This is a genomic window from Renibacterium salmoninarum ATCC 33209, assembly GCF_000018885.1.
GTDB lineage: Bacteria > Actinomycetota > Actinomycetes > Actinomycetales > Micrococcaceae > Renibacterium > Renibacterium salmoninarum.
On the sequence record NC_010168.1, the window covers coordinates 839883 to 852211 of the forward strand.

Annotated in this window: 11 protein-coding genes, 1 pseudogene and 1 riboswitch; of the genes and pseudogenes, 7 read left to right on the forward strand and 5 right to left on the reverse strand. The window is 57.3% G+C overall.

The genetic code is table 11. The features are described 5' to 3' along the window. Positions 1–199 precede the first annotated feature (199 nt). Positions 200–847 (forward strand): 50S ribosomal protein L10, encoded by a 648-nt coding sequence (gene rplJ, locus RSAL33209_RS04280; protein WP_012244427.1) that lies wholly within the window; start codon positions 200–202, stop codon positions 845–847. A 99-nt stretch (positions 848–946) separates the two neighbouring features. Further along, the gene (gene rplL, locus RSAL33209_RS04285; protein WP_012244428.1) at positions 947–1327 is read left to right on the forward strand and encodes a 50S ribosomal protein L7/L12; all 381 of its coding nucleotides are present in this window, start codon (positions 947–949) and stop codon (positions 1325–1327) included. A 136-nt stretch (positions 1328–1463) separates the two neighbouring features. Here rplL and RSAL33209_RS04290 read toward each other — a convergent pair whose 3' ends face one another. The 4 genes and pseudogenes from RSAL33209_RS04290 to RSAL33209_RS16895 all read right to left on the reverse strand — a co-directional run bounded on the left by RSAL33209_RS04290 (position 1464) and on the right by RSAL33209_RS16895 (position 6652). Then, entirely contained in the window at positions 1464–3641 is a 2178-nt protein-coding gene (locus RSAL33209_RS04290; protein ID WP_012244429.1) for an endo-beta-N-acetylglucosaminidase, read from the reverse strand. A 119-nt stretch (positions 3642–3760) separates the two neighbouring features. Next, positions 3761–4681: a carbohydrate ABC transporter permease gene (locus tag RSAL33209_RS04295; RefSeq protein WP_012244430.1), complete on the reverse strand. Its 921-nt coding sequence runs from the start codon at positions 4679–4681 to the stop codon at positions 3761–3763. A 2-nt stretch (positions 4682–4683) separates the two neighbouring features. Beyond that, positions 4684–5328: a carbohydrate ABC transporter permease gene (locus tag RSAL33209_RS04300; RefSeq protein ID WP_012244431.1), complete on the reverse strand. Its 645-nt coding sequence runs from the start codon at positions 5326–5328 to the stop codon at positions 4684–4686. A 58-nt stretch (positions 5329–5386) separates the two neighbouring features. Then, positions 5387–6652 (reverse strand): annotated as a pseudogene (locus RSAL33209_RS16895) (IS3 family transposase). A 151-nt stretch (positions 6653–6803) separates the two neighbouring features. Here RSAL33209_RS16895 and RSAL33209_RS04315 point away from each other — a divergent pair. The 5 genes from RSAL33209_RS04315 (at position 6804) to RSAL33209_RS04335 (ending at position 11879) form a co-directional block, all read left to right on the forward strand. Beyond that, the gene (locus tag RSAL33209_RS04315; protein WP_012244433.1) at positions 6804–7064 is read left to right on the forward strand and encodes a DUF4235 domain-containing protein; all 261 of its coding nucleotides are present in this window, start codon (positions 6804–6806) and stop codon (positions 7062–7064) included. A 99-nt stretch (positions 7065–7163) separates the two neighbouring features. Then, a riboswitch (TPP riboswitch) is annotated at positions 7164–7275 on the forward strand. Positions 7276–7312: 37 nt separating this feature from the next. Then, positions 7313–7918, forward strand: a complete 606-nt coding sequence (locus RSAL33209_RS04320; protein WP_012244434.1) for an ECF transporter S component — start codon at positions 7313–7315, stop codon at positions 7916–7918. Positions 7919–7920: 2 nt separating this feature from the next. Continuing rightward, complete coding sequence (locus RSAL33209_RS04325) at positions 7921–9426, forward strand: ABC transporter ATP-binding protein (RefSeq protein ID WP_012244435.1); 1506 nt, start codon at positions 7921–7923, stop codon at positions 9424–9426. Further along, positions 9423–10232 (forward strand): energy-coupling factor transporter transmembrane component T family protein, encoded by an 810-nt coding sequence (locus RSAL33209_RS04330; protein ID WP_012244436.1) that lies wholly within the window; start codon positions 9423–9425, stop codon positions 10230–10232. Before RSAL33209_RS04325 ends, RSAL33209_RS04330 begins: the two co-directional genes overlap by 4 nt. 99 nt (positions 10233–10331) lie before the next feature. Then, positions 10332–11879 (forward strand): UDP-N-acetylglucosamine 1-carboxyvinyltransferase, encoded by a 1548-nt coding sequence (locus RSAL33209_RS04335; RefSeq protein WP_012244437.1) that lies wholly within the window; start codon positions 10332–10334, stop codon positions 11877–11879. A gap of 107 nt (positions 11880–11986) precedes the next feature. On the opposite strand, the gene RSAL33209_RS04340 is transcribed toward RSAL33209_RS04335, so the two are convergent. Beyond that, entirely contained in the window at positions 11987–12325 is a 339-nt protein-coding gene (locus tag RSAL33209_RS04340) for a helix-turn-helix domain-containing protein (RefSeq protein ID WP_012244438.1), read from the reverse strand. Positions 12326–12329 lie beyond the last annotated feature (4 nt).

Consider the following 12329-nt stretch of genomic DNA (forward strand, 5'->3'; position numbering starts at 1 on the left):
GATTAGTTGTGTGCGCTGAATCCTCGGTAAATACATCGATCCGAAAGTTCTCTTCTGAGAATGGCCTGCGCAGGTGAACGAAGCAATGTTCTCCGAAATGCTGAATGCACGTCGGATCGAGCTTAGCCCCGTGCATCTGCGCGGGGCATTGTTGTTGAAGGACCCGCTCCACCGGCATTGAAATCCCGGAAGGAGGGTTATGGCAACGCCGAACAAGGTGGCAGCCGTGGAGGAAATCACCACCGATTTCAAAGAATCCACCGCAGCAGTCCTGACCGAATACCGTGGGCTCACCGTTGCGAAGCTCAAAGAGCTGCGCGTATCCCTGGGCGCCGAGACCAAGTTCTCGGTCGTCAAGAATACGTTGACCGCTATTGCTGCGAAGGAAGCTGGTGTTGACGCTTTCGAAGGTCAGCTCGCCGGCCCGACCGCAATCGCGTTCATCAAGGGCGACGCTGTCGCCGCAGCAAAGAGCATGACGGATTTTGCTAAGACCAACAAGGAACTGGTTATCAAGACCGGTATCTTCGAGGGCAAGGCATTGAACGCCAGCGAGGTTGCCGCACTGGCAGCACTCGAATCCCGTGAACTGCAGCTGACCAAGGTTGCCAGCATCCTCAAGGCTCCGATTGCAGCAGCTGCGCGCTCCATTGACGCGCTGCGCATCAAGCTTGCCGAGGGCGCTCCGGCTGCTCCGGTCGAAGAGGCTGCTCCTGTAGAGGCTCCGGCCGCTGAGGAAGCTCCCGCTGAAGCTGCTCCGGCAGCCGAAGAGGTAGTAGTCGAAGAAGCAGCAGTAGCGGCCCCGGCCGAAGCTGCTGCTGAGACCGAGACTCCTACCGAGGCTTAGTCTCCGCGGGCGCAAGCCCTGGAACCAACCTGGTCCGCAACGGAATCAGGATTCAGACCCGGCCCACGCGGTCAAAGAAGAAGAGAAGGAGCGCCAACCATGGCAAAGCTCACCAACGACGAGCTCATTGAAGCTTTCAAGGAACTGACCATCATCGAGCTCTCCGAGTTCGTGAAGCAGTTCGAGGAGACCTTCGAGGTCACCGCTGCTGCTGTTGCAGTTGCTGGCCCCGCAGGCTGCAGCGGCGAAGCTGCTGCAGAGGAAGAGAAGGATTCCTTCGACGTTATCCTCGAATCCGCTGGCGAAAAGAAGATTGCAGTCATCAAGGAGGTGCGCGCGCTGACCTCCTTGGGCTTGAAAGAAGCAAAGGACGTTGTCGACGCCGCTCCGAAGGCTGTTCTCGAAGGCGCCACCAAGGAAGCTGCCGAGAAGGCAAAAGCTCAGCTCGAAGAAGCTGGCGCAACCGTTACCCTCAAGTAACTCAACGCCTGATTCAAGAAAAGCCCCGAACTCGCGATGCGAGTTCGGGGCTTTTCTTTGTGCTGCTCAACCTCGTCGAGTGTCGACTTATGGCTGGTTTGCGAGGGATTTACCAGCCATAAGTCGACACTCGACGCTAGAGCTGGAAAGTGGTCGTTGTGACGCTCGAGCGGGTTCCGCCTTTGGAGATGGCCTCTAGTGCGAAGTTAAGTGTTCTGTTGCTTGGAATAGCTACCCCCGTGGCAAAGAAACAGTCTCGGTGGCAGCGGCCAAGCCAGCTTCGGGTTTGGCCATCGACGACGAAGACGTCGTAGGCGTAGGCGTCCGAGCTCTTGTTCCAGCTGAAAAAGACGTCGGCGCCCTGACTCGTGGTGCTAGCCGAAGGCGCGGTGAAATTCTTCGGCGCAGCTGGGGCCGAGCCGCTGCCGCCAATCCGGACTTGGCCAAGGTTGAGGTCAAGAGCACCAGTCGCGGTGAACTTAAGGCTGATTTTCGCTACTTGGCCAAGTGAACTAGGCAGCGCGGCGGTGTATGCTGTCCACCCATTGACCGCCGGACCGCTAGCCGAAAGCGCCACGGGGCTGACCGTCGTCGGGCTGGCTTTTGGTACCAGGATCAGTGACAGGGCAACGGTCGACGCGGTCTTAGCCATAACTGTCACCGTCGCCGAAGGTGCGATTGCGAGGTCAGTTTTGAACAGATGCAGCGTGGTCTCTGGCTTATTGCCAGCGGTGCTTTGCACCCTTAGCGAATGCGAACCTTCCCACGCCGCCGTCTCGTCCAGGGTGACTTTGCTTGTGGTTCCGGCCTTATCGCTGGACCAGAACTGCCAGCTGAGTACCGGATCGGCAAGCCCTGCGTTTTTCCAGGGCTTGATTGCGGCACTCGCGCCTTGCAGATTGAAATAGGAGCCGACGCCGATGTTGAAGTTGGTATTGATCGGTAGCGATGAATAGGGCGACTTTTCCACGACCGAATGCGCGACGCCGTCGAAGCGATTGGTGTCCCAGGTGTTCTGCCGATATGGCTGGGTTGGTTCGCTAATCCGTCCGCTCTGCGCCGGATCACCCTTGGGCCCAGACCAGAATTTTTGTTCCAGATCGCGGAACAGCGAACGGCCCAAAACAGTCCGCGTTGTGCCGTCGCTGCAGCCGCGATTCCAGAATTCGCTAGGCACAAACATGCCCCAACTGACCGGCGGGTTCTTGCTCGGCGTAGCTAAACCACCAAAAATCTCGGAGGGGTTGAAGCCGCCTTGCTGGAACTCGGTAGTGCCGTAAGCCACTTTCTTCGCATCAAAGCCCTTGTCCATGAACGTTTTTGCGCTCTTGGTCAGATCCGGATCCGGCCCACCAGTGCCGCTAACACCCCATCCGCGCAGCCAGCCGTAGTTCATGAAAATCGAATCCATCAGAGGTTTTTGCGGGGTACCGAGCCAGCCGACGTTCTTCGAATTGATCATGTTTTGGTAGGACAACGAGCCGCTTTCCAGCATCGCATCGTAATACTGCAAGTAGCACTGCGGATCTTTAGATTTTAAATAGGCGACCATGGCCTTGAAAGCCTTGGCGTCCGTACCGGAGACCGTCGCTTCCTGATTCAAAAAGTAGCCGTCAAAGCCAAAGTACTTGCGGATCTCGATCATCTTGTCCGCGACGGGGTAACTGCCATCCGGGATCTTTTTGACGAAATCACTGAAGCTAGCGCCATCCCGAGGCCAGAACCAGCAACCAATCGACAGTGCACCGTTCTTATGTGCGGCCTCGGTCCAACCGGTATTGGGCACTTCGAGGACACCGTAAGTGCGGCCGGAAGCGTTCTTGTCCGCCACCTTGTCCGCGGGGACATTCGGTGTGAGTTGACCGTGCCAGCTGGAGAAAACATCCAAATACTGCCAGTAACGGAAAGTGTAGACGTAGGATTCATCGCCGATGGCGCGAGCACGTTCGTCGTAGATACTGCCACGGTAGTCGCCATCGATCGTAAGTACTTGCGTACCGGGATCGAGGGTCGGGTGCGCTTGGGTAGCGGCGAACGGCGCGATTCGAGCGGCGCGTGGGATGTGGCAGACAAAGTGCTTGGCATTCGGGTCAAGATCGGGACTCCAGCCCGTGATGTCGCTGGCCCAGAACCCGTACGACGCCGGCCCCGCCGGGATACCTCCACCCCGGCCGTCCGGCAGTACCGGGCCGGGAGCGTTCGGATCGGTCGGTTGCGGCACATCGGCGGCAAAGGCCGGGCTGGCACCCATGCTGAGCATACTGGGTGCCGCGATGGCCGCTGCCGCGCCTAGAGTTCCGTAGCGAATAAACATTGCCCGGCTGATACCAGTATTCGGCGCTGTGGAATGACCTGACTTTTCCTTTGGCAGGACACTCTCCTTGACGATGGATGATACGCCCCGACGCTGGAACGTAGCCGAGCTTTGGTGAATTAGCCTTTGACCGCACCCTCACCAACACCGCGGAAGAACCAGCGTTGTGCGAGCACAAAGACGATGGCGATGGGAATGAAGGCGATCATGGCACCTGCCGCGATCAGACGAGGATCGTTGCTGAAAGTGCCTTTGAGATATTGCAAACCCATGGTGAGCGTGAAGTTATCTGGTGTGTTCAAAACGATTAGCGGCCAGAGGAAATCGTCCCAAGTGCCAATAAAGGCGAAAATCAGCACAATGGCCAGCGTGCCCTTAACTGCGGGGAACCCGATGTAACGAATCCGCTGCCAGACATTGGCGCCGTCGACGATTGCGGCTTGATCGATTTCTTCCGGTACGCCCCGGAAGGCATTCCACATCAACAGAACGTTGATCATGCTGAGCATGCCTGGCAGGGCGACGCCGAGCAGAGTGTCCGCCAAGCCAATTTCTTTCACCGTGACGAACTGCGCAATGATGGTCGCCTCGCCCGGGAGCACCATGGTCACCAGGATGAGCCCAATAACCAGATTGCGTCCCCGAAATTTAAGGCGAGCCAGCGCAAATCCGGCCATAGTGCAGCCAATAACATTTCCGGCCACTACCAAAATGGCCACGATGACCGAATTGCCGATGTACTTCATCACTGGAATGGCATTGTTGACGGCACCGAAGTTTTCCACGGTTGGGTTTTGCGGAATGAGTCCGCTCGCCGCGCCGTAGATGTCCTCCGAAGGTGATTTGAGGGCCGTGGACAGTTGCCACAGGAAGAGACCAATACTGATCGCCAACACAATAAACAGCAGGACGTAACGAATGACCAGCTCACGCGGCGAGGAACTATTAAACCCACGACTGCGTGGCCGCTTTGGCCTGTTGGTGATCGATTCAGCGGCCAAGGCCGCCCGGCGGGAATCCTGTTCAGCGATATTTACCATGATTAGCTTTCCTTCCGGTTCTGCCGGGCCAGAATGAGCATCGGGATAAGGCAGACGAAGAACAAGACCACGGACAGCGCGGAGGCGTAGCCCAAATTACCGAGTAGTCCGCGCGCGTATTGTTGAATGATCATCACAAAGCTTGACGCGTAGCCGCCTGGCCCACCGGTGGTGTTGGTGAGGAAGTACGGCTCGGTAAAGATTCGCAGGGCCGATACGCAGATCATGATCGCAACCAAGATCATGGCGCCGCGCACGCCCGGCACCGTAACTGACCAAAACCGCCGCCAAGCTCCCGCACCATCCAGTGCGGCAGCCTCGTGCAGATCTTTGGAGACGTTGCCCAGGGCGGCGATGTAAATCACCATGTAGTAGCCCAGTCCCTTCCATACCGTGAGGCTGATTGAGCTAAAAACAACCAGCCAGCGATCAGTCAGAAAGGGAATTGGGCCCCGTACCCACTTCAGCGATTGCGCAATGTTGTTCACCACACCGCCGTCGTCTAAAACAAGATTCCAGAGCAAGGCGACGACGACGGCGCTCGCGATCACCGGCAGGTAGAACGACGTCCGGAAAAAGGTAATGCCAGGAATCTTCTTCTCGACCAGGATCGCAATTCCCAGCGGTAACAAGGTCAGAAGTGGCAAATTTAATCGCCCCGGTGAATCGCCCTGGTGAATCGCTCCGGTGTGTCCGGAGGGTTTCTCAGACGATGAGCCTGTCGGCGGCTGCCGTGCTCTGGTAGTGATTGTAGTAGTGGTTTTCTAGCTCTACTGGTGGGATGTCTCCGCAGTACTGGTAGAGCCTTCGGTGGTTGTACCAATCGGCCCATTCAGCGGTGCCGATTTCGACTTCTTCTAGAGTCCGCCAGGGCTTGCCGGGTTTGATCAGCTCGGTCTTATAAAGCCCGTTGATGGTTTCCGCCAAGGCGTTGTCGTAACTATCACCCACAGAACCGATCGAGGGGCGGATACCGGCCTGGGCCAGGCGTTCGGTGAAGGCCAAGGAGGCGTATTGAGCCCCGGCATCGTGATGATGAATCACCCCGGAAATCTCAGCCCCGGCCCGTTCACGACTCCAGATTGCCTGATTAACTGCGTTGAGCACTAGCACGGTGTTCATAGAAGCACTCGCTGACCAGCCCAGGATCCTCCGAGAGTAAGCATCGATCACGAAGGCAACATAGACCCACCCGGACCAGGTCGAAACATAGGTGAAATCATCTACCCATAGCCGATCCGGTGCCGTTGGTGTGAAATCACGGCGGACCAAGTCCTTCGCTCGGGCCGCCTTCGAGTCTTTGATCGTGGTGCGTTTGACCTTGCCACGGACCACACCCTGTATGCCAAGTAACCCCATGAGCCGTTCTACCGTGCACCTGGCCACCGGCACACCTTCACGGTTCATCGCCAACCAGACTTTCCTGGTGCCGTAAACCCCGTAATTAGCGGCATACACCTTCTGGATCACGGGCTTGAGCACCTCATCACGTTGTTCTCGGTGAGATCGTGTTTTATCCACCCATTCGTAGTACGTGGACGGGGTGGTCTTCACCCCGTCCCAGTAAGCACCTGGCAGATCGACTCGACACCCCACCGCAATCCATTATTCTCGCGGTGACCGGCATGGTCCTTGATGTATTTCACGATCAGTTTTGTGGCGGTCGAGTTCGACCGCGAAAAAAGCTGAAGCACTCCGAAGGATCGCGTTCGCCCGTTTCAGCTCAGCGTTCTCACGCCGTAACCGTTTCAGCTCGGCCGATTCCGTGCTCGTTGTTCCAGTTCTAGTACCAACATCGATCTCGGCTTGCCGGACCCATTTACGCACCGTTTCCGGCACACCCACACCCAAAAGCTGGGCAACTTTTTGCATCGCCGCCCACGCCGAAGACGCACCCTCCATCTCCGCCACCATGCGCACCGTATGATCCTTCAACTCCTGCGGATACCGTGTCGTAGTTTTCCCTGCCATGTCCTGATCCTCTCAAACAAGAAAGTCTCCGGACACACCGGGGCGATTCATGGTCTGCCTCCGCGCAGTTGGACTACAAAAACACCGTAAGCTGCGTTCCGCCTGCGCAGCTTGGCAAGCTGAAATAGGTTGAGGGAAGTAGGCTGGGAATATGAATCTGCTCTTCAAACTTTTGGCCACTGGAATTAGCCTCGGTGCAGGTTTTGCCGCGAATAAAATCGTGGACACCGTCTGGGCAAAAACCACCGGAAATGCGCCGCCAAAAGACGGTAAAAACTTGGAACACAGCCTGCGATCTGCGCTGACTTTTGCGATTGTCTCGGCCACTGTTGCGGCAGTGATTCAAACCGTGACCAGCAGGGGCACTCAGCGCGCGATGGCAAAATTCAACAAATCACGCGATCTGACCTAACCATTTCCGTCGAGTGTCGACTTGTGGTTGGTTTTGACGTCGTTTAACCGCCACAAGTCGACACTCGACGTCGGGTGGTGGGTGTAAACTTGCACAGCAATCAAACGACAGGGGAGCGCCGCCGCAGGGTGGGCGCTGAGAGTGCGGACAGCCGCAGACCCTCGAACCTGATCCGGTTAGTACCGGCGAAGGGAGTCGAGTGCTCTTCGGCGTACCGAATACGCCGCCCCTCCTGAAAGGAGGATCTCATGGCAACAAATCAGTCTTTAGCGGCGCGTTCTTCGTGGCGCGTAGTGGACATCGTGGTCGCTGCGGTGCTTGGCGTAGCCGTCGGCGGGGTCTTTTGGGCTTGGTCTGCGCTCTACGGGCCCGTATCAGCTGTGTTCACCGTCTTCCCGCCGCTTGGCGGCCTATACGGTGGCGGTTGGCTTATTGCTGGTGTTATCGGTGGTCTAGTAATTCGCAAACCGGGCGCAGCATTGTTCTGCGAGCTGATCGCGGCCGCGGTCGAAGGCGTTTTAGGCACTCACTTTGGCCTCACGGTGTTGCTCTCAGGGCTGGTGCAAGGCATTGGCGCAGACATTGGCTTCGCTATTTTCCGCTACCGACGTTTCACGCTGCCGCCCGCGCTGCTCGCAGGAGCACTGGCCGGCGCCGCGATGGGGTTGAACGACAACCTGATTTCCAACGTGGCTTGGGAATTTAGCTGGAAAGTGCTTTATTTCGTCTTTGCAGTAATTTCCGGGCTGCTCATTGCTGGCCTGGTTTCCTGGTTAGCCACACGCGGCTTGGCAAGGACCGGAGCGCTCGGAAATCTGTCCTCACGTAAGGCTGCAGCGGAGCCAGTGTTCTGAGAATGCCAGGATTCGGCAGTACGGCGACGACGGTCGCGCCGCTAAGCGTTGAGGCGACAGCTTGGGGTTGGCAACATGCCGATCGGCCGCAACCGGCACTAGCCGGCCTCGACGTCCGGATCGAACCAGGGGAACGAGTGTTGCTGCTGGGCCCATCAGGTGCCGGAAAGTCAACATTTCTTCATGCGGCTGCTGGACTGCTCGGCGATAATCTTGATGCGGAGGAAATTGGCTCGCTGCGCCTTTCTGGCGCTGCTCCAGTTTTGCAACGCGGCCGGGTTGGCTTGATGCAGCAAGATCCCGACGCTCAAGTTGTGCTCTCCCGAATTGGCGACGACGTTGCTTTCGGCGCCGAGAATCTGGCCGTGCCGCGCGATGAGATTTGGGCACGTGTGTGCTCCGCGCTAGCCGATGTAGGTCTCGATCTTCCTTTGGACCATCCCACCGGAAAGCTTTCCGGCGGTCAGAAACAACGGCTGGGTTTGGCCGGTTTACTCGCCATGCAGCCTGGGCTGTTGCTACTGGATGAGCCAACGGCAAATCTTGATCCCGCTGGCGTCATCGAAATTCGAGATGCTGTTTTGCGCTCAGTTGAGCACAGCGGTGCGACGTTAATCGTCGTCGAACATCGAGTTGCTGTTTGGCTCGAAGTTGTCGATCGGATCATCGTTTTGGGCGGAGCGGGTCAAGGGGTGCTGTTCGATGGGAGCCCAGCCCAGAGTCTTGATGTGCAGTCTCCCGCGCGTGCATCGCTGCGTTTAGCCGGAGTGTGGCTTCCTGACGAAATTCCAGCCACAAAACCGCGTCGCAATTCGAACTCGAATGCTCCGCTTTTACTGCGAGCAACCGAACTTGCCGTCTCCCGCAAAGCGCGGCGCCGTCGTCGTTCGAGTGCCCAGGTTGAACCGGTCGCGAGCGGAATTGATCTGCAGATTCAGGGCGGTCAAGCGCTTACGGTCTTTGGCCCAAACGGTTCAGGGAAATCGACCCTTGCCCTGACCATGGGTGGCCTATTGGCGCCAGCAGGCGGAGTGCTTCAGGCAACAGCGAAGTTGGCGGGCGGCGGCGCCGTTGAGCCGCTGCGTTGGAACAGTGCGGAGCTCATTGAACGAATCGGCACAGTCTTCCAGGAGCCTGAACACCAATTTGTCACCGGGACCGTGGCAGATGAGCTGTCATTCGGACCGCGGCTTTTGGGTCGGGGCGTTGAACGGGTGGATGAAATTCTTGAGCGGCTGCGGCTGAATCATCTACGCGAAGCAAACCCCTACACACTTTCCGGCGGCGAAAAGCGACGGCTTTCGGTTGCAACAGTACTTGCGGCGAGTCCGCAGGTATTGATCCTTGACGAGCCGACCTTTGGCCAGGATGCGAATACTTGGGCAGAACTAGCTGATCTGCTGATTGGATTGCTTGATGAAGGGGTTTCCGTGGTTGCGGTGACTCACGACGCCGATTTCGGTGCCGCAATTGGTGGCAGCAGCTTGGAATTGCAGGTTAGCCAATGAGCTTTGCCGGAGTCGAAACAATGAGTGCCTCCGGAGTTCGGGGACCGCTACTAAGCCGGGCCAACCCGCTGAGCAAATTACTGGCTGCACTGGCCTTGGCTGTCGCTTTGGTCCTGAGCCTAGATGTTGTCTCGGCGTCGGCAGCCTTAGTAATGGAACTGGCACTTCTACCGCTGGCCGGGCTTAGACTCCGAACACTATTCGTGCGAGGGTGGTCGGTGTTGCTGGCCGCGATAGCTGGCGGCTATGGCACCGCACTGCTCGCGGCGAAAACCGGCGCGGTGGTCTTGGACTGGGGGCCATTTCTACTTACCTCCGGTTCTTTGACGTCGGCGCTCGCCGTTGTATTGCGCAGTATGGCGATTGCGCTGCCGGGCATTCTCCTGCTGGTTTGCACTGATCCCACCGACCTGGCCGATTCCCTGGCTCAGCGGGCCAAGTTGCCAGCACGATTCGTTTTGGGCGCACTCGCGGCGATGCGGCTGGTCGGTCTACTTCTCGAAGAATGGCAAACGCTGGGCATGGCGCGACGTGCTCGCGGAGTGGGTAGTAATGCTGGAATTTTCGGTCGGTTGAAGGCTTCACTTGGTCAGGGGCTGGCTTTGTTAGTTCAGGCTCTGCGCCGGGCGGGAAGATTGGCAGTGACTATGGAGGCCAAAGGATTTGGTACCGCACCGCGCAGCTGGGCCCGGGAATCACACTTCACTGCTGTTGATAGCTGGGTTGCAGCTGGCTCGACGGCGATGATTGCCATATCGGTTGGCCTCGCGGTGATGTTAGGTAGCTGGAATCCTGTTTTTTGGTGACTGAATTTATGCCAAAATATCGCATGTAACGAATAGATCACGTCGAACTTCAAGTCTTAGAGTGTAGAATTGTCCATTTTATGCGATTTGTGATATTTTTTGTCTGTGACGACTGAAGTGCAGGAAACCGCAGAGACCGTAGCTCAAATCCTTCGTGATGCACGCTTGGATCGTGGCTGGACGCAAGGCCAGCTTGCTGCCGAACTGGGCACGAGCCAAAGTGCCGTGGCCAGGATGGAGCAAGGCAAACAAAATTTGAGCCTGAAGATGATCCAACGGATGGAGACTATTTTCGGGCACAGCATCGTCAATGTCGGCGGCGCAGTGAAATCGAAGATGACGCACCTTCGGGTTACTGGTGGGCATCGGCTATCTGGCGTCGTTGATGTCAATTCCTCGAAGAATGCCGGGGTCGCATTGCTTTGCGCCTCGCTGCTCAACCGGGGCACCACTACGCTGCGTCGACTCTCGCGGATCGAAGAGGTTAACCGGATTGTTGAGTTACTAACCAGCATTGGCGTTGAATGCACTTGGCTTAACGCCAATGACCTGCAAATCCGCCGTCCTGAGGTTTTGGATCTGGCTTCGATGGACGTCGAGGCAGCTCGGCGAACCCGCAGCGTGATCATGTTGTTGGGGCCATTGCTGGACGAACGCGGTTTGTACCGGCTGCCGTATGCAGGCGGTTGTGACCTTGGCACCCGGACCGTGGAGCCGCATATGCAGGCACTGCGCCAATTTGGCCTTTCAGTTGAAGCGCACAACGGCTTTTATGCGGTGCAAGCACCGCCGTCGGACCAACTGGACCGAACCTTTGTCCTGACCGAACGCGGTGATACCGTCACCGAAAACGCAATCATGGCTGCGGCGCTGCGCGAGGGTAAAACTGTTATTCGCAATGCCAGCCCAAATTATATGGTGCAAGACTTGTGTTTTTACCTCGAAGGTTTGGGTGTTTCGGTCGAGGGTATTGGCTCAACGACGCTCACAATTCGCGGCAAGGCGGAAATCGACGTCGATATTGAGTACGCGCCGTCAGAAGACCCAATCGAGGCAATGAGCCTGATTACCGCTGGTATTGTCACCGGATCGAAAGTGACGATCCGTCGCGTGCCAATTGAATTTATGGAAATTGAGCTTTCAGTACTTGAGCAAATGGGTTTCAAGTACAGCAAGACGGAAGAATATGTGGCCCGAAACGGGCGCACACGTTTGGCTGATATCACCACGAGGCCATCTGAGCTGAAGGCAGCGCCGGACAAGATTCACCCGATGCCGTTCCCTGGCCTGAACATTGATAACTTGCCGTTTTTTGCGGTGATTGCCTCTTGTGCTGAAGGCACCACACTGATTCACGACTGGGTATACGAAAACCGCGCAATTTATTTGACTGAGTTGAACAAGCTCGGTGCCAGGGTGCGGCTACTCGATCCGCATCGGATCGACGTCGATGGCCCGATTCGTTGGCGAGCTGCGGAAATTGGTTGTCCGCCAGCCCTGCGCCCCGCCGCCTGTATTTTGCTTGCGATGCTTGCGGCTCGGGGGACCTCGGAACTGCGGAACATCTACGTGATTGAGCGCGGCTATGAAGATCTCGCCGAGCGCCTCAACACCTTGGGTGCCGAAATCGAGTACTTCCAGGACTAGAGTCTTTCGCCAGCCCCGTTTCGGATAGCTACCCAGCATTGCGATAGCAACCTGACGTGGGTTCTTGTTATCTGAATACTGGGTGGCTATCCGAAACCGGGTCAAGTTTAGCTGAGTCGCAGCGCGATCCGGGCGCAGTTCAACCGAAATATGCCAGCAGGGTTTAACGGGTCGACGGCGAGTGCTTCGTGGAGTTCTGCGACTCGATGCTGAACCGTGGAGTGGTGCAGACCTAGCCGGGCCGCCGCCGCTCGAAGACTGGAGCTGCGGCATAGCGCATCAACGGTAGACAACGCCCAGGAGTGCTGCGAGACAAAGGCAGCGAGGGCTTCAACATCTGGGTCTAGGGCCAGTTGCGAGGCTGGTACTGTGCCCAAATGGCTTGCAGCACCAAGCTCAGTAGCATCGACAACTGGCTCGTCCGGGCTAGCGATGAGCAGAGCCACCAGC